Source organism: Methylomagnum sp. (genome assembly GCF_054333355.1).
In genome coordinates, this window is the sequence record NZ_JBTEKS010000034.1 from 1 (window position 1) to 21,896 (window position 21,896).

General features: G+C 62.1%; 26 protein-coding genes. 3 read left to right on the forward strand and 23 right to left on the reverse strand.

The features are described from left to right. Positions 1-123: 123 nt before the first annotated feature. From ACXWUF_RS04695 to ACXWUF_RS04790, 20 genes are all read right to left on the reverse strand, one after another. On the reverse strand, positions 124-393 hold the full coding sequence (locus ACXWUF_RS04695; RefSeq protein ID WP_458493505.1) for a PilZ domain-containing protein: 270 nt from the start codon (positions 391-393) through the stop codon (positions 124-126). 236 nt (positions 394-629) lie between these two features. Beyond that, complete coding sequence (locus ACXWUF_RS04700; protein WP_458493506.1) at positions 630-1,559, reverse strand: ketopantoate reductase family protein; 930 nt, start codon at positions 1,557-1,559, stop codon at positions 630-632. Next, positions 1,556-2,254 (reverse strand): DnaA regulatory inactivator Hda, encoded by a 699-nt coding sequence (gene hda, locus ACXWUF_RS04705; RefSeq protein ID WP_458493507.1) that lies wholly within the window; start codon positions 2,252-2,254, stop codon positions 1,556-1,558. Before hda ends, ACXWUF_RS04700 begins: the two co-directional genes overlap by 4 nt. Positions 2,255-2,284: 30 nt before the next feature. Further along, positions 2,285-2,677, reverse strand: a complete 393-nt coding sequence (locus ACXWUF_RS04710; protein WP_458493508.1) for a hypothetical protein — start codon at positions 2,675-2,677, stop codon at positions 2,285-2,287. 61 nt (positions 2,678-2,738) lie between these two features. Further along, positions 2,739-3,338 (reverse strand): NAD(P)H:quinone oxidoreductase, encoded by a 600-nt coding sequence (gene wrbA / locus ACXWUF_RS04715; protein WP_458493509.1) that lies wholly within the window; start codon positions 3,336-3,338, stop codon positions 2,739-2,741. 89 nt (positions 3,339-3,427) lie between these two features. Beyond that, positions 3,428-3,718: an arsenate reductase (glutaredoxin) gene (arsC, locus tag ACXWUF_RS04720; RefSeq protein ID WP_458493510.1), complete on the reverse strand. Its 291-nt coding sequence runs from the start codon at positions 3,716-3,718 to the stop codon at positions 3,428-3,430. 64 nt (positions 3,719-3,782) lie between these two features. Next, positions 3,783-4,241, reverse strand: coding sequence for a CBS domain-containing protein (locus ACXWUF_RS04725; RefSeq protein ID WP_458493511.1), 459 nt, complete (start codon positions 4,239-4,241; stop codon positions 3,783-3,785). Between the two features lie 225 nt (positions 4,242-4,466). Then, on the reverse strand, positions 4,467-5,513 hold the full coding sequence (truD, locus tag ACXWUF_RS04730) for a tRNA pseudouridine(13) synthase TruD (protein ID WP_458493512.1): 1,047 nt from the start codon (positions 5,511-5,513) through the stop codon (positions 4,467-4,469). Between the two features lie 43 nt (positions 5,514-5,556). Continuing rightward, a complete protein-coding gene (locus tag ACXWUF_RS04735) occupies positions 5,557-6,123 on the reverse strand; it encodes a hypothetical protein (RefSeq protein ID WP_458493513.1) in 567 nt (188 codons plus the stop codon). A 12-nt stretch (positions 6,124-6,135) separates the two neighbouring features. Continuing rightward, positions 6,136-6,612: a 2-C-methyl-D-erythritol 2,4-cyclodiphosphate synthase gene (ispF, locus tag ACXWUF_RS04740; protein WP_458493514.1), complete on the reverse strand. Its 477-nt coding sequence runs from the start codon at positions 6,610-6,612 to the stop codon at positions 6,136-6,138. Then, positions 6,600-7,301 (reverse strand): 2-C-methyl-D-erythritol 4-phosphate cytidylyltransferase, encoded by a 702-nt coding sequence (ispD, locus tag ACXWUF_RS04745; protein ID WP_458493515.1) that lies wholly within the window; start codon positions 7,299-7,301, stop codon positions 6,600-6,602. The genes ispF and ispD overlap by 13 nt, the downstream gene beginning before the upstream one ends. An 87-nt stretch (positions 7,302-7,388) precedes the next feature. Next, positions 7,389-7,748, reverse strand: a complete 360-nt coding sequence (ftsB, locus tag ACXWUF_RS04750) for a cell division protein FtsB (RefSeq protein WP_458493516.1) — start codon at positions 7,746-7,748, stop codon at positions 7,389-7,391. Between the two features lie 24 nt (positions 7,749-7,772). After that, on the reverse strand, positions 7,773-9,056 hold the full coding sequence (eno, locus tag ACXWUF_RS04755) for a phosphopyruvate hydratase (RefSeq protein WP_458493517.1): 1,284 nt from the start codon (positions 9,054-9,056) through the stop codon (positions 7,773-7,775). 90 nt (positions 9,057-9,146) lie between these two features. Continuing rightward, positions 9,147-9,455 (reverse strand): type II toxin-antitoxin system RelE/ParE family toxin, encoded by a 309-nt coding sequence (locus tag ACXWUF_RS04760; protein WP_458493518.1) that lies wholly within the window; start codon positions 9,453-9,455, stop codon positions 9,147-9,149. Next, positions 9,452-9,667: an addiction module protein gene (locus ACXWUF_RS04765; protein WP_458493519.1), complete on the reverse strand. Its 216-nt coding sequence runs from the start codon at positions 9,665-9,667 to the stop codon at positions 9,452-9,454. Before ACXWUF_RS04765 ends, ACXWUF_RS04760 begins: the two co-directional genes overlap by 4 nt. 30 nt (positions 9,668-9,697) lie before the next feature. Next, positions 9,698-9,919, reverse strand: coding sequence for a hypothetical protein (locus tag ACXWUF_RS04770; RefSeq protein ID WP_458493520.1), 222 nt, complete (start codon positions 9,917-9,919; stop codon positions 9,698-9,700). 16 nt (positions 9,920-9,935) lie between these two features. Continuing rightward, entirely contained in the window at positions 9,936-10,193 is a 258-nt protein-coding gene (locus ACXWUF_RS04775; protein ID WP_458493521.1) for a Txe/YoeB family addiction module toxin, read from the reverse strand. Then, a complete protein-coding gene (locus tag ACXWUF_RS04780; RefSeq protein WP_458493522.1) occupies positions 10,174-10,386 on the reverse strand; it encodes a hypothetical protein in 213 nt (70 codons plus the stop codon). The genes ACXWUF_RS04775 and ACXWUF_RS04780 overlap by 20 nt, the downstream gene beginning before the upstream one ends. 21 nt (positions 10,387-10,407) lie before the next feature. Beyond that, a complete protein-coding gene (gene kdsA, locus ACXWUF_RS04785) occupies positions 10,408-11,229 on the reverse strand; it encodes a 3-deoxy-8-phosphooctulonate synthase (protein WP_458493523.1) in 822 nt (273 codons plus the stop codon). Positions 11,230-11,238: 9 nt separating this feature from the next. Further along, positions 11,239-12,867: a CTP synthase gene (locus tag ACXWUF_RS04790; protein ID WP_458493524.1), complete on the reverse strand. Its 1,629-nt coding sequence runs from the start codon at positions 12,865-12,867 to the stop codon at positions 11,239-11,241. A 200-nt stretch (positions 12,868-13,067) separates the two neighbouring features. On the opposite strand from ACXWUF_RS04790, the gene ACXWUF_RS04795 reads away from it, so the two are divergent. Then, a complete protein-coding gene (locus tag ACXWUF_RS04795; RefSeq protein WP_458493525.1) occupies positions 13,068-13,400 on the forward strand; it encodes a DUF4156 domain-containing protein in 333 nt (110 codons plus the stop codon). 196 nt (positions 13,401-13,596) lie between these two features. Here the strand turns inward: ACXWUF_RS04795 and ACXWUF_RS04800 are convergent, their stop codons facing one another. Then, positions 13,597-16,344, reverse strand: a complete 2,748-nt coding sequence (locus ACXWUF_RS04800; protein ID WP_458493526.1) for a DUF4118 domain-containing protein — start codon at positions 16,342-16,344, stop codon at positions 13,597-13,599. Positions 16,345-16,638: 294 nt separating this feature from the next. Here ACXWUF_RS04800 and ACXWUF_RS04805 point away from each other — a divergent pair, with 294 nt between their 5' ends. Further along, a complete protein-coding gene (locus ACXWUF_RS04805) occupies positions 16,639-16,938 on the forward strand; it encodes a hypothetical protein (RefSeq protein ID WP_458493527.1) in 300 nt (99 codons plus the stop codon). A gap of 485 nt (positions 16,939-17,423) precedes the next feature. After that, entirely contained in the window at positions 17,424-19,142 is a 1,719-nt protein-coding gene (locus ACXWUF_RS04810) for a hypothetical protein (protein WP_458493528.1), read from the forward strand. Positions 19,143-19,276: 134 nt separating this feature from the next. Here ACXWUF_RS04810 and ACXWUF_RS04815 read toward each other — a convergent pair whose 3' ends face one another. Both ACXWUF_RS04815 and ACXWUF_RS04820 read right to left on the reverse strand, forming a co-directional pair. Further along, positions 19,277-20,422 carry a PP2C family protein-serine/threonine phosphatase gene (locus ACXWUF_RS04815; RefSeq protein WP_458493529.1) on the reverse strand — a complete coding sequence of 382 codons (1,146 nt, stop codon included), beginning with the start codon at positions 20,420-20,422 and terminating at the stop codon, positions 19,277-19,279. 23 nt (positions 20,423-20,445) lie between these two features. Then, positions 20,446-21,846 (reverse strand): FHA domain-containing protein, encoded by a 1,401-nt coding sequence (locus tag ACXWUF_RS04820; RefSeq protein ID WP_458493530.1) that lies wholly within the window; start codon positions 21,844-21,846, stop codon positions 20,446-20,448. Positions 21,847-21,896: the final 50 nt, after the last annotated feature.

Consider the following 21,896-nt stretch of genomic DNA (forward strand, 5'->3'; position numbering starts at 1 on the left):
GTCGTCCGGCAGGCCTCTATCAATTACATCGACTACGCCAATCTGGCCGAGCGTTTTGCCGTCGAAAACCCATCCTTACTGATCGTTGCCCACGGTTTCTCGGGTTCCGGCAAGTCCACTCTGTCAAGCCGGCTTGCTGAAAAAGAAGCCCACAAGATACCCCCCCTCCTCCTCCGGCTCGATCCACATCACTGTGGCGGCGCGCTTGATTTCCAGTTCAGGGATGCGGACATGCCGCAAATCGCCCACTTCGCAATCAGGCGCGAATTCAAAATGTCCCTGGAAGCCATCCAGCGATAAGTCCCTGACGTGAAACAAGATTTCCCCGGTCGGCTCAAACAGATAGGCGGGGGCGTTTAGTTTTTTTCGGAAAAATTCGCGGTGTTCGCTCATGATGGACGCCTCTAGGCAGTGAAGGCAAATTATGTAACTCACATGAATTTAGTTCGCCGGAACCCTAACTTCAACACGGCGCATTGATGTTAAGGCGGTTTCCTGAAATGAACATACCCAACCCGGATACCCACAAAAACCCCTCCCCAGCCCTCCCCTTATCAGGGGAGGGAAAAAAGCCCCCCTGATAAGGGGGGTTGGGGCGTTTAATGGGTAAGCTCTTTTTCGGAAATTGCCTAATCAGGCTCTTGGCTTAGTTTCAATTCCCGCAGCTTCATCAGCGCGTAAATGGATTCCAAATAGGGAATCTCCATCCCCGCCCGGCGTCCCGCCCTGACCGCGTTGCCCAGGATGGCTTCCGTTTCCATGGGCCGACCGGCCTCGAAATCCAACAACATGCTGGTCTTGTAGGGCGGCATTTTGTAGGTGCTGTCGATGTTCCTATCAACGATGTTGGGCGGCAAGGCGTGACCCAAGGCGGCGGCGATGCGGCCAATCTCTTCCATGATGGCCCGGACCAACGGCTCCTGGCTGGACAGGATGTCGTTGGTCCCGAGTCCGCCCGACAGCACCGACAAGGGGCTGAACGGCGCGTTCCACACGCATTTCTGCCAGCGAGCGGTCACGATGTCGGGGCTGGCGGCGGCGTTGATGCCGGACTTTTCAAAGGCTTCGCAGAGTGCTTTGGTCTTGTCGGACAGGCCGCTCGGGTAATTACCCAGCGCCAAGCGTCCGTAGGCTTGATGCCAGATTTCGCCGGGCGCGGCGCGGGTGACGCAGATGAAGGCCAGCCCGCTGATAAGCTCGTGGTCCGGGAACGCGGCGGCGATGTCGTCCTCGATTTCAACGCCGTTGGACACCAGCACGATGGCGGTGTTCGGGCCGAGCGCGTTCCGCAGCAACGCGGCGCGGTCGGCGCCTTCCACCACCTTGACGCAGAGCAGCACGTAATCGGGCTTCTCCGCCAGTTCGGCGGCGTCGCGCACCACGGCGGCGGGCCGGAAATGGTAGTGACCCAGCTTGGTTTCGCTCAGGACTTCGATGCCGTGGGCCTGGACGTGCTCGTAATCGGAGCGGGCCACCACCGAGACTTCGGCGCCGGCCCTGGCGAGCAGCGATCCGTAAAAGCTCCCAATGGCGCCGGTGCCTATAACGAGGACTTTCATGCGGTTTCTCCCAGAAAGGTTTTGACGAAAGGAATGGTCAGCCGGTGCTTGGCCGCGAGGGTGGCGTGGTCCAGTTGGTCGAGCAATTCCCGCAGGGCCGGCAGGTCGCGGCGGTAATGGGCCAGCAGGAATTTTCCGACCTGGGGTGGAAGTTCCAGTCCTAGTGAACGGGCGTGGAGTTCGAGGGCGGCGAGCTTGTCAGCGTCGGCCAAAGGATGGAGCCGGAGGGTCAGCCCCCAGCCGAAGCGGGTCTGGAGATCGGGCAGGCGGATGGGCAATTGGGTTGGCGGTGCCTTGGCCGTGACGATCAAGCTGCGGTTCGCTTCCCGCAACTGGTTGAACAGGGAGAACAGGCCGGTTTCCCAAGCGTCGTGGCCGACTACCGCTTCCAGGTCGTCGAGACAGACGAGGTCTTGGTGTTCCAGACCGTCCAGGGTTTCGGGTCCGTAATCCAGGAAGATGCTTAAGGGTAGGAAGGAGACACTGCGCCGTCGCTGGGAGGCCGTCTTGCAGCAGGCGTTGAGCAGATGGGTCTTGCCCGCGCCCGTCTCGCCCCACAGGAAAATCAGGCGTTCGCCTTCGTCCACCGCCGTGCGCTGCAAGTGACCGACCGGCTCGGCGTTCGCCCCCGGATGGAACTGCCCGAAGCCGAGTTCTGGGTTGAAGCTGAACGGCAGGGGGAGTTGTTGGGGCATGGGTTCATCCTTTACCGTTCGAGACGAGGCTCACCACTCCCGCCATTCCCCCGTAATGTCTTCCTCGTCAGAAACCAGCCCCGCCTGATTCGCCGCCACGGTAATCAATTCACACAATTGCTCGCGCTGGTCGGTTTCGATCAATCCGCCCTCGCACTCTTCGTTCAGCTTATTTAGCTCAAGCACCGCCGCTTTGACGGCATTCATAATGTATTGATGGCGGCCGGCATCCGGGGCTTTCGCCAGCGCGGAAAGGTGGTGGTCGATAATCTCGCCGCAACGGTCGATATGCTCCTGGGTATACCCCGCGTCGAAGTCAGGATCATAGTCGGGGTCGCGTTCATCTTCAGCCCCCCCGAAATTCATATAGTCCGTCATATCTTTAATCAGGGATTGCTTTAGCTCGGCTATCTCTCTGTTCATCCTCATCCCTCTGTTTTAGCAAGCTTGCGTCGGGCATGAGTACATGCCCGACCTACGAAAATTACTTCATCCCGCCCGCCTTCAACGCCATGGCCGTCCGCGCCAACCGGGCACCGAACGCGCGGCACAACTGCCGTTCCTCATCGGTGAAAGCCTTGTCCTTGCCAGTGTGGCGACTGGGACCGTAGGGCGTGCCGCCGCCGGTGGTCTCCAGCAGGGCGGTCTCGGTGCTGGGGATGCCGACCAGAATCATGCCGTGATGCAGCAGGGGCAGCATCATGGTGATGAGGGTGGCCTCATGGCCCCCGTGGGCGGACGAGGTGGACGTGAACCCGCCCGCTGGTTTGCCGGACAGGGCGCCGGAGAACCACAGGGCGCTGGTGTTGTCGAGGAAGTGCTTGAGCGGCGCCGCCATGTTGCCGAAATGGGTGGGGCTGCCCAGCGCCAAGCCATCGCAGTCCTTGAGGTCGTCGAGGGTGGCATAGGGCGGGCCGGATTCGGGGATGGTGTCCGCCGTGGCTTCGCACACCGTGGATATTTCCGGCACGGTGCGAATCTTGGCGACGGCGCCGGGGACTTCCTCGACGCCACGGGCAATGAGATTCGCCATGTCCGAGGTGGCGCCCCAACGGCTGTAATAAAGGATGAGAATTTCAGTCATGTCTGTAGATGGAGGCTAAAAAACGAACGGCTGGTGGTGCGTAGGTCGGGCTTAAGCCCGACCTACGACGCAGCCGGGATGAAACCATGCTAGAGAATGCCGAGGACGCTCTCCGGGGGCCGACCAATCGCGGCCTTGCCGTTCGCCAGCACGATGGGGCGTTCGATCAAAATGGGATTCGCCACCATGGCGGCGATGAGCGCGGCCCGATCCAGAGCGGGATCGTCCAGGCCGGCTTCCTTGTACACGGACTCGCCCTGGCGCATCAGGGCGCGGGGTTCGAGTCCGAGTTGATTCAGAATGGCGTCTAGTTCGGCGGCGGTGGGGGGCGTTTTCAGGTACTCGACCACGGTGGGTTCGATCCCCCGCCCGCGCAGCAATTACAAGGCGCTGCGGGACTTGCCGCAGCGGGGGTTGTGATAAATGGTGACGGTGGCCATGGTTTCAGCCCTGCCCACCCCGAACCTGCGCTTCCCGCTGCCGCTCCCGCCCGATGGCCTTCACCAGTTGGCCGAGTTCCGAGGCCAGCAATTCCAGCAGGTCGTCGCTGGTCAGGATGCCCACCAGCAAGCCCTGTGGGTCCACCACCGGCACGCGGCGCACGCCCTTGGACTGCATTCGTTGCAGCACGTCCCACACCCCGTCTTCCTCGCGGGCGGTGGTCAGTTCGTAGCTCATGATGTCGCCGATGGAAACCGTGGCGGGGTCGAGTTCCGCCGCGAGGATTTCCACCACCAGATCGCGGTCGGTGAGGATGCCGACCGGCTTGACGCCGCCCTCCACATCCTCCACCACCACCACGCTGCCCACATGGAACTTCCTGAGGAGTTTGGCGGCCTCGACGATGGCGTCTTGCTTGCGGACGATGACGGTGTCGCGATTGCAAATTTGGCCGACGGACATGGTCGTATCTCCGTGTGGTTTGGGAAGGGCGCTATTTTAGCCGGTAACGTGCTGGCTTGCCCGGCCATTCTCGGTAAGGGCCGTAGGGTGGGTTGGCGCAGTTCCCGTGGGCCGTAACACACCGCGCTAACTTGGATGGTGGGTTACGGCGCACGGGAACACCCACGGGGGATATTAGGTTTCTCGTGATGTGCGCCTAACCCACCCTACCGGGGGAAAGCTGGCTCAGCCATCCGCAAAATCGGTCCCCACCAATTCGCGCAACAGGGTGGTGGCATACGCCCCGGCGGGCAGCGCGAAGCTTAAACGCAAGGTCGCCGGTTCCGATTCCGGGAATTCCCAGCGCATCTCCTCGGGACACAGCCGCAACGGACGCCGCGCCGTCTCGACTTCAAATTGCTCCAAGCCCCGGCAGAATTCCCCCAACTCAGCGGCCACCGCCTGTTCGATGGCACTCGCCTCGTCCGTGGCGGCGGATTCGCCAACGCCCCACAGCACGCCACTGGGATGAATGGCCTTGTCCGCCACCCGTTGCAGAATGTCGGGGGTTAATTCTTCTTTGAAGAAGCTGCGCGAGTCACCGAACATGAAGGCATCGCCGGGGATGGCCCGGTTCCAGGTGCCATCCGCCACCCGCCGGGCCAGAAGCTGATTGAATATTTCCGAGCGGGCGGCGGAGAGATAAATGCCGCGCTTGTGGGGGTCCATCCGGCCCGCTGTCCCATCGAACAATTCCCGCGCCCGTTCGAGATTCTGACCATCCCAGCCGAACCGCTGCGAGCCGAAATAATTCGGCACACCCTGCTCGGCAATCTGGCTGAGCCGCTGTTCCAACGCGGCACGGTCGCCCGCAAGCTCGCGGACGGTCAGTTCGAAGCGGTTGCCGAAGGCGGCACCCTTCTTGAGCTTGCGGTTGTTGCGGGCCACATCCAGCACCCGGATCGACTCGGAGCCAAGCTGCGTCCAGTCCGGCCCGGCCTTGCCCGGCAATTGCACGCTGAACCATTGGATGGTGCGGCCATGGCGGTCCTTGAGTCCGGCATAGCCCACGTTCCGCGCCGGAATCCCGGCGAAGCGGGCCAGTTGGCGGGCGACGTACTCGGTGTTCTCGCCGCGCTTCTCGACCCGCAGGAATTCATGCTCGCCGTCGCCGGATGGGTCGAAGCCGAGGATTTCCTCGACCACGAAATCCTCCGGCGCGGTCTTGATCTGGCCGGTGCCGACGGGACCGCCGTGGGCATGGGGTAAAGCTAAAGTCGGGTTCGTGGTCATGGCGCGATGAAATCTATCGGTGTGGGGAGGAATGTGGCTGGATTTATCGGGACCAGAATTTCCACCAGGGCTTTTTGAACTCGTCGGGCTTGGCCATCCGGGCGGAAACGGCGGCGTATTCTTGGGCCACCGCCGTTTGGTCCTTGGCTAAATCCAGCATTTTGTCTAATTGGGCATCGTAGATCGCGAACTTGTCCTGGTTGGACAGCACCTCGAAGTAGCGCCAAGCCTCCGCCACCGTCGCGCCTGTTCCGATGGTGAATGGCCGCGCATAGGGCAGCGCGACGACGGCGACATCGTCGTACAGGGCGATTTCGACCCCATTGCCGCGTTGAGACCCGCCCAACACCCACTCCCGGTAGCAGAGCCGGGCCTGCTCCTCCGTCATCCCATACTTGCCGATCATCGCGGTATAGCCGAAGCGAATGGGCGCGAGCTGAGAGTTGGACTCGATCAATGCGGCGGCCAAGCGTTGTTTCCGGGCTTCCTTGGCTAAGTCTTGCATCCCGGCATTGAATTCGCCCGAATTCGGCGGGAGCTGGGCGTAGGCGCGGGCCTTGGCGAGTGCGTTGCCGGGCGAACGGGGAACCAAATAAAAGGCGTAACTCATTGGATTATTGGATTATTGTTTCTGCAAAAGCGCCACCGCGTGGCTGGAAATGCCTTCGCCCCGCCCCTCGAAGCCCATGCCTTCCGTGGTGGTGGCCTTGACATTCACCGCGTCCACGGCAACCCCCACATCTTCGGCGATGCGCTCCCGCATGGTGGGAATATGCGGGGCCATCTTCGGTGCCTGGGCGACGATGGTGACATCCACGTTCACCGCCGAATAACCCAGTTCGGCGAGTTTGCCGACCACATGGCGCAGCAGAACGCGGCTGTCGATGCCTTTGTAAGCGGCGTCGGTGTCGGGGAAATGCTTGCCGATATCGCCCAATGCCGCCGCGCCCAGCAGCGCATCGCACAGGGCGTGCAGCGCCACGTCGCCGTCGGAATGAGCCGCCATGCCTTTCGTGTGAGGAATGGTCACGCCGCCGATGACGATGTGGTCGCCGTCCTTGAATTTGTGGGCGTCGTAGCCCTGGCCTATTCGCAACATTGCCGCTCCAGATAGAAAGCGGCCAGAGGTAAATCCTCTGGCCGGGTGATCTTGATGTTATCGGGTCGCCCCTCGACGATTTTAGGGCGCAATCCCTTTAATTCAATGGCACTGGCTTCATCCGTGACCACCGAACCATCTTGTGCCGCGTCTTCCAGCGCTAGTCGTAGCATCCCATAACGGAACATTTGCGGGGTCAGCGCCCGCCAGATACGGCTGCGGTCGATGGTCTCGACAATCTCCGCGCCTTGCACGCCTTTCAGCGTGTCGCTGACCGGCAGGGCCAGGATGCCGCCGACCGGATCACTCTTAAGTGTGGTCATCAACTTTTCCACATCCGCCGCCGTGAGGCACAGGCGGGCCGCGTCGTGGACCAATACCCAATCATCGGGCGCGGCCAACCCTTCCAGACGGCGCAGCCCGGACAGCACGGAATCGGCCCGCTCCTTGCCGCCCGGCGCCCGGTGGATTTTGGGATGGTTGGCGCAAGGCAGGTCCGGCCAGTAGCCGTCCTCGGCACCCAGGGCCACCGCGATACCGGCGAAGTCGTCTACGGACAGCAGCCGTTCCAGCGTGTGTTGTAGGACGGGTTTGCCCAGGACGTCGAGGTATTGCTTAGGCACCTCGGCCCCCATGCGCTGGCCGACACCGGCGGCGGGGACCACGGCCCAGAATCGTTGCGGGTTCATGGGTTGTTTCCTGGCGAAATGAAGATGGGGGTAGGGTGAGGTAGGGATAACATCCCTTTGGAGGGATGTTATCCCTGGTCGTTGGAATTAATCCTTCCGCTTCTTGGCGGGAGCGGGTTTGGCGTCCTTGTCCTTGGCTTCGGGATGCGCCTTGGTCGGCTCAGGCAATGGATGGGGCTTATCGAACACCTGCACGAAGGTCTCGCCCTCCTTGACCATGCCCAATTCCTGGCGGGCGCGTTCCTCGATGGCGTCCGTGCCTTCCTTCAAGTCCTTCACGTCGGCTTCGAGGGCGGCATTGCGGGCGTGACGCTTCTCGCCCTCCGCCTTGAGTTCCTTGATATGGGCTTGCAGCCGGTGTAGTTCGTAGATTCCCCCGTCGCCGAACCACAGCCGGTATTGCAGCAGGGCATTCAGCACCAGTAGAAAGAGAATAAGCTTTTTCACGCCGGTGCTGGCCCGTGGTCAGATTTAGAACGCCCGAGAGAAAGCGCTCTTGCCCGCGTAAACCGCCTTGTCGCCCAGTTCGGCTTCGATCTTCAAGAGGCGGTTGTACTTGGCGATGCGGTCAGAACGGCTGAGGGAGCCGGTCTTGATCTGGCCGGTGGAAGCCGCGACGGCGAGGTCGGCGATGGTGCTGTCCTCGGTTTCGCCGGAGCGGTGCGACATCACGGTGGTGTAACCCGCCGCCTGGGCCATGGCGATGGCTTCCAGGGTCTCGGTCAAGGTGCCGATCTGGTTGACCTTGATGAGGATGGAGTTGGCTATCCCTTTGTCGATGCCTTCCTTCAGGATTTTCGGGTTGGTCACGAACAGGTCGTCGCCCACCAACTGGATACGGGAACCCAGCTTCTCGGTGAGGACTTTCCAGCCCGCCCAATCGCTCTCGTCCAGGCCGTCTTCGATGCTGATGATGGGGTACTTGTCCACCCAGGATGAGAAGAAGTCGGCGAATTCCTCGGACGAGTATTTCTTGCCTTCGGATTCGAGGTCGTAGACGCCGCCCTTGTAGAACTCGGAGGCGGCGACGTCCAATCCTAAGAAGATGTCCTTGCCAGCGGTGTAACCAGCGTTGCTGATGGCTTCCAGGATGACTTCGATGGCCGCTTCGTTGGACGGCAGGTTGGGCGCGAAACCGCCTTCGTCGCCCACGCCGGTGGCGAGACCGCGCTGGCCCAGCACCTTCTTCAGGGCGTGGAACACTTCCGCGCCGTAGCGGATGGCTTCGCGGAAGTTAGGGGCGCCAACCGGCAGAATCATGAATTCCTGCATGTCCACGCTGTTGTCGGCGTGGGCACCGCCGTTGATGATGTTCATCATCGGGACGGGCAGGATGAAGTCGCCGCCTTTGTGGAGGTGAGCGTACAGGGGCTTACCGGCTTCGGTGGCAGCGGCGCGGGCGGCGGCCAGGGACACGCCGAGCAGGGCGTTGGCACCCAGACGGCCCTTGTTATCGGTGCCGTCCACTTCGATCATCTTGGCGTCCAGCGCGGCTTGGTCCGCCGCGTCCAGGCCAATGACGGCGGCGCTCAGTTCGCCGTTGACGTTGGCAACGGCTTGAATCACGCCTTTGCCGAGGTAGCGGCCCTTGTCGCCATCGCGGAGTTCGATGGCTTCGCGGGAGCCGGTGGAGGCGCCGGACGGCACCATGGCGGTGCCGATGGCACCGGATTCGAGGACGACATCCACGGCGACGGTGGGATTGCCGCGAGAGTCGAGGACTTCTAGGGCGCTGACTTGGGTGATTTTGCTCATGTAGTTACCTTGGTTGGGGTTAAAGGGATGGGTGATTTTTTACTTATACCCGGCGGGGGGTCTATGGGCCGGTAAGCTGCGGCTTACATGCTAATCAAGAGGAGTTTTTCCGCTTAGCGTTTTATAAATCCAATTAGGGCCGCAGCGGCAATCCAAGATATGGAAAACCATGGCTTCATTACTTATGATCTTATAGTAAATACTATATGGGAACCGTTTAGCCAGTTGGCGATAAAATCCAAATTTCACTTCGTGGATACCGGCATAAATCGCAAGGGAATCGATGTCCGCAAATAGATTATCCAAAAAGTAATCGCCAACCCCTTGCTCTTGGCGCTCGTAAAAAATTCTTCCGTCCGCTAAATCTTCAACCGCTGAACGAAGTATTCTTACTTTCATTCGAAGCGCTTGCGCAATTCTTTTTTAGCCTCCTGCCAATCCAGAACTTCCATTCGGCCCGCCGCGTATTCCGCCTCTGTATTTTTCAATACGGCCTCATGCCAATATGGCGCGGGAATCTCTGCTTCGTTTGCAGTTAAATCGGACCATAGCGATTCTATTACCTTGAGCTTCTCGATATTGGGAAGCTTGTGTAGTTCGGCGATGTTCATAAATGTTTCGCTCCGATTATTCTGTGGCTTCTACGCTGCAAAATCATAAACCAGCGTTTCAATCACCCGAGCAGGAGCAGATTGCTCCCGAATAATCCGCTGAATGCGCTCCACCGTTTCCGGGGAAAACAACAGCTCACCTGTTTCCCGGCATACCTTGGCGGGTACATGCTCGACAATACAAACACTATCGCCCAGATCTACGGGATAAAAGACTAAGCGCTCTTCAAAGGTTTCTTTCGGATATTCCATAATGACAACCATCCAATCAGTAATGGTATCTGCAAATCAATATCCGAATTAAATCTTCTTGAACCTGATATACCAAGCGATGTTCATCATCAATTTGCCTTGACCAACATCCCGATAAATCATGTTTGAGTGGTTCAGGCTTGCCAATTCCCTTAAACGGCGAAGCTTGGACTTGCTGAATCAATTTCATAATGCGCAGGGCTTTTTTGCGGTCCTCCCTAACCCACCACGCCAAATCCTCAAAAGCTGCCGGATCAAATACCAAGCTGCGCACGGGCATCCTCAAGAGAAATACCATCCTGCCGCGCCTTCGCCTCCAATAACCGGGCTTTCATGGCTGGGCTTTTCAGCAAGTAGGCCGTCTCCCGCTCCGACTCAATTTCCCGCCACAAGTCGATGGGAACAATCACACTCACCGGATTTCCAGCCCCATCGGAAACGTATTGGATATTCGTCTGCGCCGCCATCGCCATTCTCCAAGAACTCGATTAAAGAAACCCACTCTTTTTAACCACCCCATCCAGCGCCATCAATACCTCCAATAACCCCCGCATCTTATCCAACGGCCAAGCATTCGGCCCGTCGCTCAGCGCTTTGTCCGGGTCCGGGTGGGTTTCCATGAACAGCCCTGCAATCCCCACAGCCACCGCCGCCTTGGAGAGCGTCGGCACGAATTCCCGCTGCCCGCCCGAGCAACTGCCCTGCCCGCCCGGCAACTGCACCGAGTGAGTCGCGTCGAACACCACCGGGCAGCCGGTCTCCCGCATGATGACCAGCGAGCGCATGTCCGACACCAGATTGTTATAGCCGAAGGACACACCCCGCTCGCACACCATGATCTGCTCGTTGCCGGTGGTCTTGGCCTTGTCGGCGACGTTCTTCATGTCCCAGGGCGCGAGGAACTGACCCTTCTTGATGTTGACCGGCTTGCCCTGGCTGGCGACGGCGCGGATGAAATTGGTCTGGCGGCACAGGAACGCCGGGGTTTGCAGCACATCCACCACGCTAGCGACTTCCGCCAGCGGCGTATCCTCGTGGACATCGGTCAGCACCGGCACGCCAATCTCCCGCTTAACCTTATCGAGAATCCGCAGCCCCTCTTCCACGCCCAAGCCCCGAAAGCTCTGGTGGGACGAGCGGTTGGCCTTGTCGAAGGACGACTTATAAATGAACGGTATACCCAGTTCGGCGGTGAGTTCCTTCAGCGTCCCGGCGGTGTCGAGGGCCAGTTGCTCGCTCTCGATGACGCAGGGACCGGCGATGAGGAAAAAGGGTTGGTCCAGTCCGGTTTCGAAGCCACAAAGTTGCATTTAATCGACCTATTTGGTTTGGTGATACTCGCCCGCCGCATTCACGAAGCCCGTGAACAGGGGGTGTCCGCCGCGTGGGGTGGAGGTGAATTCTGGATGGAACTGGCAGGCCAGGAACCAGGGGTGATCGGGGATTTCGATCATCTCCACCAGCCGACCGTCCAAGGATTTGCCCGAAATCCGCATTCCCCGCTCTTCCAGCGCCTTAAGATAACGGTTGTTGAATTCGTAGCGATGACGATGCCGCTCGGTGACGACATCCTTGCCATAGACCCTGTGGGACAAGCTGCCCGCCACCAGTCGGCACTTCTGCCCGCCCAAGCGCATGGTGCCGCCCAGATCGGAATTGGCGGTGCGCTGCTCGACATTGCCCGCATCGTCCTGCCACTCGGTGATGAGGGCGATGACCGGATGCGGCGTCTTGGGCAGGAATTCCGTGCTGTGGGCGCCTTCGAGCCCCGCCACGTCGCGGGCGAATTCGATGACCGCCACCTGCATCCCCAGACAGATGCCGAGGTAGGGAATCTTGTGTTCGCGGGCATATTTGACCGTGGCGATCTTGCCTTCCACGCCGCGCTCGCCGAAGCCGCCGGGCACTAGGATGGCGTCCATGCCCGCCAGCGGACCCGTGCCCTTGTCCTCGATCTCCTCCGAGTCGATGTACTGGATGTTGACCTTGGTCTTGGTGCGTATCCCCGCATGGATCAAGGCTTCGGACAGGGATTTGTAGGCGTCGGAATGATTGACGTACTTGCCCACCATGGCGATGGTGACTTCCCGCTCGGGATGGGTCAGCGCGTCGACGACCGCCAGCCATTCGGCCAGGTCCGCCGGGTGGGCGTCCAGCTTGAGCCGCTTCACCACGATGTCGTCCAAGCCCTGCTCGTGCAGCAGGGCCGGGATGCGGTAGATGGTGTCCGCGTCGATGGCGGAAATGACGGCGTTCTCGCTGACGTTGGTGAACAGCGCGATTTTCTTGCGCTCGGACTGCGGCACCATCCGGTCGGAACGGCAGATGAGAATATCCGACTGAATGCCGATGGTGCGGAGTTCCTTGACCGAGTGCTGGGTGGGCTTGGTCTTGAGTTCCCCGGCCCCGGCGATGTAAGGCACCAGGGTCAGGTGGATGAACAGGCAACGGTCCTCGCCCAGTTCCACCCGCATCTGGCGGATGGCTTCCAGGAACGGCTGCGACTCAATGTCGCCGACGGTGCCGCCGATTTCGATCATCGCCACGTCGTAGCCTTTTGCGCTGAGGCGGATGACGCGCTTGATTTCGTCGGTGATGTGGGGGATGACCTGCACCGTCGCGCCGAGGTATTCGCCCCGGCGCTCCTTGCGGATGACGTTCTCGTAGATTTGGCCGGTGGTCCAGTTGTTGACCTTGCCCATCGTGGTGCGCAGGAAGCGCTCGTAATGGCCAAGGTCCAGGTCGGTCTCGGCGCCGTCCTCGGTCACGAAGACTTCCCCGTGCTGAAACGGACTCATGGTGCCGGGATCGACGTTGATGTAGGGGTCAAGCTTGGTCAGCGTGACCTTGAGTCCACGGGCCTCCAGAATGGCGGCCAGCGACGAGGCGGCGATGCCTTTGCCGAGGGAGGACACGACGCCGCCGGTGATAAAGATGTATTTGGTCATTCGACGATGGGAGGTTTGGGCTAGGGCACCAGCGGGAGCAAGCCACGGCTAGTCCCTGGCTGTTCAGATTGCGGGCGAATTAAGCGGCGCATTTTACTCGACCCGGTGCCCTGCGTCATCGCTGGGATTTGTTCCAAAGCCCTAAGAAATCCGTTTAACATAGCCCAAATTGGCAACAATCCACACCACATGGAGCGGCGATGTCCTTACCTAAACTGTTAAAAATATTGGCTGGCGCGGCCTTGGCGGGTGCTTTGACGGGCTGCACTTGGGTGGACCTCAAGCCGGAAGGAGAAAAGGTCCGCATCCTGGCGTCCTCGGAAATAAAGCGCTGCAAGCCTCTGGGCCATGTCACTTCGAACACGGCGGCCACCCTCGGCCTGTTCGCCCGTAGCGCGTCCACCGTGCGGGAGGAGCTGAACCGTCTGGCCCGCAACCATGCGGGCGGGATGGGCGGCGATACGGTGGTGCCCAGCGGTCCCATCATCGACGGGGAACAGAGCTACGACGTTTATCGCTGCATCAACCCTTAGCCTCAGCGCCCCAGGGCAATCGCGCCATGTCTCTTTGGTCCCCTCTCCAGCGGGAGAGGGCTAGGGTGAGGGGGATCAAACAATGATTTATTCCTTAAAAATCTCTTCGGCGAGCGGGTATGAAAGGCCAAGCAAGGAAAAAACCTGTTTTTCATTCCCCCTCACCCCACCCTCTCCCGCTGGAGAGGAAGAAAAATTACATAGCGCGATTGCCCTGCTCAGCGCCCGGCCCCGCCTGCTCCACCGGCAGCGTAAACGTGAAAACCGCCCCGCCCGTGCCCCGGTTCTTCGCCTGTATCCAGCCACCGTGGGCCTCGGCGATGGCTCGGCAAATGGTCAGCCCCAGGCCGACCCCGCTATGAGTGCTGTCTCCGTGCGCCCGGTGGAACTTCTCGAATAGCGCCTCCTCCTGCCCCTTGGGAATGCCCGGTCCCCGGTCGGCCACCGAGATGCCGACCGTGAAGGTGGAGCTTTCCGCGAAAATTTCGATGGGCGTGTTGGGGGGCGAATACTTCGCGGCGTTTTCCAAAAGATTCACCAACACCTGCTCGATCATCACCCCGTCCACGCACACTTTCGGCAGGTCGGGCGCCAGCTTCACCGTGACGTTGCGGCCCTCCAGACGCTCCCGCAGGCGACCCAGCGCGGCGTTGACGATGTCCGCGAGGTCGTGCCATTGCCGGTTCAACTGGGCCGCGCCGGTATCGAGCCGGGCCATGCCAAGAATATTCGTCACCAAGCCCGACATGCGCGTGGCCTGTTCCATAATCGCCCGTCCCAGAGCCTGCCCATCCACCGGATCGAGCGCCGCGCCCCGCTCCGCCAGGGCGCTGGCCGAATCGACAATGGACTCCAAGGGCGTCTGAAGGTCGTGGGAAATGGCGCTCAACAGGGAGTTGCGCAGCCGTTCCGCCTCGCTCCGCACCGCCGCCGCCCGCGCCTGCTCGGCCAAGCCGACCCGTTCCAGCGCGTGGGCGATCTGGCCCAGGAAGTTCTCCAGCAATTGCCGCCGCTCCGGCAGAAAAATCCGCCGCAATCCCACCGGCAAAATCGCCAGCACCCCCAAGGTTTGACCGCCCGCCGCCAGGGGAAAATACACCGCGCTGGCGCCCGCCAGGGTATGGGTGCCCTGCCCCGCCGGTTCGTTGTGATCGAACACCCATTGCGCCACGCTCAAATCCGCGCCGCGCAGGGATTGCTCCAAGGGCTTGCCCCGTGGATGGACGACGCGGGCGTTCTCGTCGGGAAACAGCACCACGGCGCGGCCCCCGAACTCCGCGTGGACATGGCGCACGACGATCCGCACCACATCGTCCCCGCTGCGGGCGGCGGAGAGTTCCCGGCTCATGGCGTACAGCACCATCGCCCGCCGCTCCCGGTGGGACGCCACCCGCGCCTGATAGCGGACGCTCGCCATGAGGTGGCTGATGGTCATGCCCACCGCCAACATGCCGACCAGGGTGAGGAGGTATTCGCCATCGGAGACGGACAGGCTGTAATGGGGCGTGAGAAACAGGAAGTCGAGGGCCGAAACGCCCAGCACCGAGGCCAGGATGGACGGACCCCGCCCGAACCGGGAGGCGACGATCACCACGCCCAGCAGGTACACCATGACCAGATTGGCGGGATCGAAGCCGCCCAGCAGGAACTTGGCGACGAAGGTGCAAACGGCGGTGACGAGGATGGCAGAGCCATAGCGCTCGTAGCGTTCGCGCCAGCGCTTGTCCGACGGCTCACGCAAGCCCGGCGGTGGAGCCTCCCGGTACAGGGCGGGTTCCTCGTCGGTCTGCCCGGTGCCACGCGGGGCGCCCAGCAAATACATATTGACGTTGTGGGCCTCGGCGATGACGGTGTCCACCACCGAACCCAGCAGCCAACGCTTCCAGCCGCGCCGGGAGGGCTTGCCCATGACGATCTTGGTGATGTTCCGTTGCCGGGCGAAATCGAGGATGGCCGCACTCATATTGGGCGAGTTCAGCGTCACCGTCTCGGCGCCCAATTGCTCGGCCAGCCGCAGCATCCGCAGCACCGCGTCCCGCTGCTCCGCTGGCAAGCGCTGCAAGCCGGGCGTTTCCACATACGCCACGATCCATTCCGAACGGAGCGCCGTGGCGAAGCGCTTGCCCGCCCGTACCAAGCGCTCGGCCAGAGGCGAAGGCCCGATGCACACCAGAATGCGCTCGCCCACCTGCCAGACTTCGCGGATGGCGTGATCCTCCCGGTAGTCCCGCATTTGCGCGTCCACCTGGCTGGCGGTCTGGCGCAGGGCCAGTTCCCGTAGCGCGATGAGGTTGCCCTTGCGGAAGATGTGACTGAGGGCGTGCTTGATCTGCTCGGGCAGATAGATCTTCCCGCCCTGGAGCCGCGCCAGCAGTTCGTCGGGAGGCAGGTCCACCAGTTCGATTTCGTCGGCCCGCTCGAACACCGTGTCCGGCACCGTTTCCCACACGCGGATGCCGGCGATTTGGCCGACGTCATCGTTGAGGCTTTCCAAGTGCTGGACGTTGAGCGTGCTGTAGACATGGATGCCCGCGTCCAGCAGCTCTTCGATGTCCTGCCAGCGCTTGGGATGGCGGGAGCCGGGCACATTGGTGTGGGCCAGTTCGTCCATCAGGAGCAGCGCGGGCTGGCGTTGCAGCGCCCCGTCCAAATCGAATTCACGCAAGGCCGCGCCCCGGTATTCGGTGCTCCGGGTGGGCAGGACTTCCAGCCCTTCCAACAAGGCGGCGGTTTCCAGGCGGCCGTGGGTTTCCACCAAGCCCACCACCACGTCGACGCCCTCGGCCTGCCGCTGCCGGGCGGCTTCCAGCATGGCGAAGGTCTTGCCCACGCCCGCCGCCGCGCCGAAGAAAATCTTCAATCGGCCACGCTGGGCCTGGGCTTCTTCCTGTTGGATTTTGGCGAGGAGCGCGTCGGGGTCGGGGCGGTCGGGATTGTTAAGCATTGTTAATGTCCCTGGCGTTGGGATTGGGCATTGGTTTCGATTTAACCAACAATCATGCCATTGTAGTGGTTTTTATCGCTCAAATGCCGCTCCCGGTTCTCTGCGCCAATCCCGTTTTTTTCACACGTCAGAAAGTTTCGCGCCCTCAATACGGGTGAATGGGTTGGTGGAGGGAGGTTATGCCTCGCCATCCGGCCTCGCTTTCGCCGCACACACGTCATGGAGTAATCTGGCGGGGACCGGCGCCGACACCGCCGGTCCTCACACCAATCAAATGAAGAGGAGAGCTTAGCTATGCCCATGTTCATCTCGATTCTGCTCACCGCCGGAATCGCCTACTGGTTCTACCAGACCTCCGAGAAACTCGGCTCGAAATCGACCCATTGGGCCGTGGCCGGTGCCATCGCCTATCAGGTGCCGGCCTGGGCCTGGATGCTGCTGATGTCCAAGCCTTATCTGTCGGGGCTGCGGGGCGCCAACAAAACCACCTTCTCCGCGTTCATGATCGGCCATTCCTGGATTTTGGTCGGACTCATCACGGCGCTGGTCGTCTACAAGTTCTTCCTGTTGAAGACCAATGTGAAGGCCGAATAACCCGTCCCCGCCCGCTTGTTCATTCCCGCCCCCGCCATCTCCCTGGCAACACAATAAGGAATACCGCGTCCACGCGGGCCGCTTCAAAGCAAGGGTCCCCGTGGGCGCCAAATCTAGCGCAAGCTAAAAAGGAAGGAATCCCGTTTTGACACCCTCACCCTAACCCTCTCCCAAAGGCGAGAGGGAAAAAACAGCCGCTTCCCGGCATAGCGCGATTGTCCTGTCCGGCGCCTGGGCAATTTGCGGACCCAAAGCGCCGGGCAGATCGCCGGCGGGCTTCGGTAAGGGGGACGGCAAATCGCACGGCGGGCTGGCTAGTGTGTCGGAAGCGTCTAGTATGAAAGCATGTCACGGCAAACCAAACCCATCGATGCCCACCCGATTGACCGCCACAATAATGTCGGGCGTTGCGTCCTTTGCCCAAACTCACAGTCGCGCCCAATAGTGGCAGGCCGATGCGGGGCGGTCCACCACACGCAATCCCAATGATGGTCCGTTACGACAAGCCCGAGATTCACCTGCCATTGCCCGACCCGGCACCCGCCGCGCTCGCGGTTTGGCTGGCGGAATTGCCCCTCGCCAACACCGGCTATTGCCTCGATGCCTTGTTCCTCACCTTGCGGGCCTTTAACGCCCGCAGCAATATTCGCCCGGCCAATCGGTTCAAGCTGACCGCCATGCTGGCGCCCTATGTGGAGATGCTGGCCGAGCGGACCGAGGGTCCGTTGCTGGAAGCCTCCATGCCGCACCCCCCCGCCGTTAAACGCGCCGAACTGGGCGCCCAGCTCTATCGGCAAACGGCCCTGGCCTACGATCTGGCCTGCCTCCGCAAGCCTCGGCTGGGCGCTTGGTGGTTCCGCGACGAAGTGGACACCAGTGCGGCCCCGTACCGTTCATTGCGTTATTGGGGACTCTATCTGCTGCGCATGGCCCAGCTTTACAAAGACCCGGAGCCAGGATTTTGGCCTCTGGTATACGGGGTTTACGGCCACGCCGAACAAGCGGGACTCACCGACACCGGCGAAAACCCGCCGCCCCATCGCACCGTGCGCGACCTGTTCAAACGGATTGTCTTATTCGCCTTGGGCGATAGCGGCCGCTTAAGGCCCAGGGACATGCGCAACGCCTACAGCCTGCTCGGCGGCGTGGCGGAGTGTGTCTCCCTGGCCTTGCAGCCGCCGTCGAATCAAACGCCCGGCCATTTCCTAATCGACCCGGGGCGGGACGGCCCGCCGGTTCCCTACCAGGTTGGGCAGGGGGCCGATTCGGGCGTGTATTTCCTGGACACCACCCCGCTGATTAGCCGCCTCATCAAAGACCCGCCCCCCGACCAAGCCGGACCCTTCGACGATCCCCACTATCGGCATTTGAAGCGGGTCTTCGCGAAAGGCCTGTGTGGCGCGAGATTCCGCAAGTCGACCCGCGTCCCCGTGGACAAGAAATGCCGCCTTTACTTGGGGCTGCCGGAAATCATCCGCTTCCTATCCCGGCCCGCCTGGGAGGCGGACGATGCCGACTCGGAACTGCCCCTCGCCCATCTCGCCCCCATCGACTGGACCCACCGCAGCCGACTCGAACTTGCCCCGGACGAGGTTGATTTTTCACCCAGGCGCGTCGGGAGGGGCGAACGGACGCTGAGGCGCGAGACGGAGGTCGAACAGATCGTTCTTGAGGATTGGGTCTCGCCCCGCGATCCCATTTGGGAGCCTGCCGCACCGCCCTCCCCCAAGACGGACGGTGCCGCGCAAGGCGACCTGCTGAACACCGGGCCGACCGGCTACTGCGTCTTTGTTGACGAGGCGGAGCATCTGAATGTTCAAATCGGCGTGCCGGTCGGCCTCGTGGAAGAAGGCCAGTCCATGTTTTTAGGCACGGTCCGCTGGCTGGTCCGCGAACCCACCGGATTCAGGTTCGGCCTGAAGTTGCTGGCGCCCAAGGTGGAAGTGGTCGAGGTCCGGGCGTTCGATGGTGTTTCCAAGGGCAAGGGCTTGCTGCTGCCCGCCGACCCGGTGTTACGCCCGGAACCGGAATTGCTGGTCCTGCCAACGGTGTTTGAGGTCAGCACCGAGTTGTCCATTGGGCATGAACACCGGCCCGCCCGAGCCTATTTGGGCCGTATCTACGAGCGGACGCTGTCATTCACGCGGATGCGCTTGAGTCCGTCCCATGCGGGGCCGACGGAATATGATTGGAGGAACGGATGACACTCCTCCGAGGCGATTTCCAGGAAAGAATATCTTTATAGGATGGGTGGAGCTTCGCGAAACCGCATCGCAATGCGGCCCGGTTCGATGGGTAATGACAGCGCCCCCGCTGGAAAGGGAACACAAACCGCCCCTCATTCGCCCCGCAACACCACCGACCGACATTCCCCCGCCACCGCAGAGCGCGGACCAACGGGAACAAGCACCGGCACCACAAGCTCATTCGCAGGGCACGCCGACGCCGACACGGGCGGAATCCCCCCCACCCCTTCGTTCGACGCCGACCGCGCCACCACCAGAGGGCACGGCGGCGGACAAAACACCTGTTCCGGCACCTCGCGCACCTCCGGCAGCACCGAGTAACCCGCGAACCCCCGCCCGGAAAAATAAGTCGCCCAGCCCCACATGCCCACCGCCACCGCCAACAGCGCCGCCAGCATCCCCGTCCACGCCAGCCAGGGCAGGCCCGGCCAAGCATTCCGCCGCACCAGCAACATGCTGATGTCGTCCGGGCTGCCCCGGCCCAGGGCCAAGCTTTCCAGCCGGTTCGCCAAGGCCCGAAGCGGCGCCCCCTCGGCCCGCCATTCTTCCGCCGCCGCCTCGATCTCCCACGGTTCGGCATAGCGGTGCAGGCCGTCGGACGACAGCAGCAGAATATCGCCCCGCCCCAACCGCAGCCGCGTCGCGGGCGGGTCGCCCACCGCGCCGACGCCGATCATCCGCGCCGGATCGCCCGCCGAGCCACCCGTCGGCGGCGTTTCGCCCATCTCGCCATAGGTCTGGTCGCGGGTCAGGGCTTCCAATCGGGCCTTGCCGCCCCGGAACCGCAACCGGCTGGCGCGGGCGTCGCCCACATGGACGATGAAGCCGCGCCAGCCGGTCAACCAAACCCCCACCAAGGTCGTCGCGCCCGCCCCATCGCTGACTTCCGCGATGGCTTGCCGCACCACGGCGTCGGCTTTGCGGACATGGGCGCGAAGCGCGTCCGGGTCGTTTCGTCGGGATTTGTCCAGCCCGGCGCAATGAGCCAACGCCGCCTGACTCGCCACCTCGCCATGAGCGCCGCCCCCGACCCCGTCGGCCACGCCGAAGAAATGGGGCGGCTCCACCCGCACGGCGTCCTGGTTGACCGCGTGATAGGTGCCGCACCGGCTGGTCTCCGCCCATTCCAAGATAGGTTGCCCCCGAAACCAGCGGGCGCGGGCCGGGGCTGGCATCACGGGCGTGGTGGCGGTCGAGCCGGGCCGGGATGACTCGCTGGATACATCGGATAAGGGCATGACGCGCAACTCCAGAATCGCCTTTATTCAATCCGCTTGAGGGTCAGCACCGGCGTCAGGGGGTAATCGCTCTTCACCCGCACCGCCAATTCCATGGGCGTGTTCCAGCGCCACAGGAATTCGGTCTCGGCCACGGTCTGACCGTCCACGGCGGCACCGTATTTGCCCACCAGACGCACCTTCGCGCCGTCCTTGTCGAACCCATCAATCATCAGATGTTGGCGGGACACGCCATGATTGTCCTCACGGATGACGGCGTCGCAATCCGCAGAACGACCCACCCGGAATGGCACCGCCTCAATAGCGAGGCGGCGGCTGCCGCCTTGATCCTGGATGAGCAACTCGGCCAGCGCCCTGGGGGCCGGGCGTTCGGGTGCGGTATCGCCGCCGGATTTCTTGGCCGCCCCGCTTACGATGGGGGTGGCCTGGGGACCGATGGGCTGACGAATCGGCGTCGCCATGCCAGCGGCGCGGCCCGGCTCGGGCAGCTTGCAGCGGATCAAGGGATACTTGGCGTAGGCGGTTGGCTCCGCGACGCCATCGGACCCCAGCCGAATCTCCACCCGGCCCGTCACAGGCCGGACCTCGCCCGCCGGGAGCGGATGTCCGCCTACATAGGTGCCGTTGGACGAACCCAAGTCTTCCAGGGTCGCGCCCGTTCCGCTCACCAGCAAGCGGCAGTGGCGGCGAGACACGAATTCGCCGTCCACCTTGAGATTGCCTTCCCGGCCAATCTCGATGTCCCCGTCGGCCAATTCAACCATGCGCGGCTGGCCTGTGATCGGGCAGAGCCGGTCGAGGACTTCCACGCTGAGCAGCGCGGTGCCGGGCGGGAATGGGCGCTTAGCGCCTTGATGCGGGGAACGAGGTGGGGGCGGCGGCGGGGCGGCGGGACGCTCAATCCAATCGCCCTTCTCGAACACCAGATACGTGGGATGGCGTCCGGCCTTGCCCATCCGGTCGGCGATGTCCTCGTCCGAGCGCGAGCCATCCTGAACTCGCCCGAATTCATACAGCCGGTCGGCGGTCAGGTTGGCGTTGGGGTGGCTGGTGAACACGCTCTTCAACCAGCCCACCCGGTCCTCCGGCTCGAATTGCTCCAGGAATTCGGCCAGCAGGCGGTCCAGTTCGGGCCGGACCGGATACAGTTCGATCCGTTCCACCGCGTAAATCTTATTCGGCGCGATCCGCCGATGCGCCGCACCCTTGCCACGGGCGAAGTCGCCGATCCAAACCTTCAAGGCGCTCTCGATGGCTTGGTAATAATCCTCCCCGCCACTGCCCGTCGTGTCGCCCGTGTTGTTATCCGACTCGTCGTCAATGGGTGGCTTGGGCGGTGCCGGATCATGCCCCGTGGGAATCCCCACCACTTCCTTGAACCAATGCCACAGACCTCCCTTCGCGGCTTGTTTTTCGATACTCACGGTGTGTCGGTCTCCTTTGGACGAAACATGCTGAACCACAATCCCCCGCC

What these genes read in the sequence shown, in the direction of transcription:
- ACXWUF_RS04725 (WP_458493511.1), bottom strand. Translation starts at nt 4,241, where the DNA reads ATGTCCGTCGGCCAAATTTGCAATCGCGACACCGTCATCGTCCGCAAG.
- ACXWUF_RS04700 (WP_458493506.1), bottom strand. Translation starts at nt 1,559, where the DNA reads ATGAAAGTCCTCGTTATAGGCACCGGCGCCATTGGGAGCTTTTACGGA.
- ACXWUF_RS04815 (WP_458493529.1), bottom strand. Translation starts at nt 20,422, where the DNA reads ATGCCCTTATCCGATGTATCCAGCGAGTCATCCCGGCCCGGCTCGACC.
- ACXWUF_RS04765 (WP_458493519.1), bottom strand. Translation starts at nt 9,667, where the DNA reads ATGAACATCGCCGAACTACACAAGCTTCCCAATATCGAGAAGCTCAAG.
- ACXWUF_RS04810 (WP_458493528.1), top strand. Translation starts at nt 17,424, where the DNA reads ATGATGGTCCGTTACGACAAGCCCGAGATTCACCTGCCATTGCCCGAC.
- ACXWUF_RS04695 (WP_458493505.1), bottom strand. Translation starts at nt 393, where the DNA reads ATGAGCGAACACCGCGAATTTTTCCGAAAAAAACTAAACGCCCCCGCC.
- ACXWUF_RS04800 (WP_458493526.1), bottom strand. Translation starts at nt 16,344, where the DNA reads ATGCTTAACAATCCCGACCGCCCCGACCCCGACGCGCTCCTCGCCAAA.
- ACXWUF_RS04735 (WP_458493513.1), bottom strand. Translation starts at nt 6,123, where the DNA reads ATGAGTTACGCCTTTTATTTGGTTCCCCGTTCGCCCGGCAACGCACTC.
- ispF (WP_458493514.1), bottom strand. Translation starts at nt 6,612, where the DNA reads ATGTTGCGAATAGGCCAGGGCTACGACGCCCACAAATTCAAGGACGGC.
- eno (WP_458493517.1), bottom strand. Translation starts at nt 9,056, where the DNA reads ATGAGCAAAATCACCCAAGTCAGCGCCCTAGAAGTCCTCGACTCTCGC.
- ACXWUF_RS04760 (WP_458493518.1), bottom strand. Translation starts at nt 9,455, where the DNA reads ATGAAAGTAAGAATACTTCGTTCAGCGGTTGAAGATTTAGCGGACGGA.
- ACXWUF_RS04710 (WP_458493508.1), bottom strand. Translation starts at nt 2,677, where the DNA reads ATGAACAGAGAGATAGCCGAGCTAAAGCAATCCCTGATTAAAGATATG.
- ACXWUF_RS04780 (WP_458493522.1), bottom strand. Translation starts at nt 10,386, where the DNA reads ATGGCGGCGCAGACGAATATCCAATACGTTTCCGATGGGGCTGGAAAT.
- hda (WP_458493507.1), bottom strand. Translation starts at nt 2,254, where the DNA reads ATGCCCCAACAACTCCCCCTGCCGTTCAGCTTCAACCCAGAACTCGGC.
- kdsA (WP_458493523.1), bottom strand. Translation starts at nt 11,229, where the DNA reads ATGCAACTTTGTGGCTTCGAAACCGGACTGGACCAACCCTTTTTCCTC.
- ACXWUF_RS04770 (WP_458493520.1), bottom strand. Translation starts at nt 9,919, where the DNA reads ATGGAATATCCGAAAGAAACCTTTGAAGAGCGCTTAGTCTTTTATCCC.
- ACXWUF_RS04795 (WP_458493525.1), top strand. Translation starts at nt 13,068, where the DNA reads ATGTCCTTACCTAAACTGTTAAAAATATTGGCTGGCGCGGCCTTGGCG.
- ACXWUF_RS04790 (WP_458493524.1), bottom strand. Translation starts at nt 12,867, where the DNA reads ATGACCAAATACATCTTTATCACCGGCGGCGTCGTGTCCTCCCTCGGC.
- truD (WP_458493512.1), bottom strand. Translation starts at nt 5,513, where the DNA reads ATGACCACGAACCCGACTTTAGCTTTACCCCATGCCCACGGCGGTCCC.
- wrbA (WP_458493509.1), bottom strand. Translation starts at nt 3,338, where the DNA reads ATGACTGAAATTCTCATCCTTTATTACAGCCGTTGGGGCGCCACCTCG.
- ACXWUF_RS04805 (WP_458493527.1), top strand. Translation starts at nt 16,639, where the DNA reads ATGCCCATGTTCATCTCGATTCTGCTCACCGCCGGAATCGCCTACTGG.
- ispD (WP_458493515.1), bottom strand. Translation starts at nt 7,301, where the DNA reads ATGAACCCGCAACGATTCTGGGCCGTGGTCCCCGCCGCCGGTGTCGGC.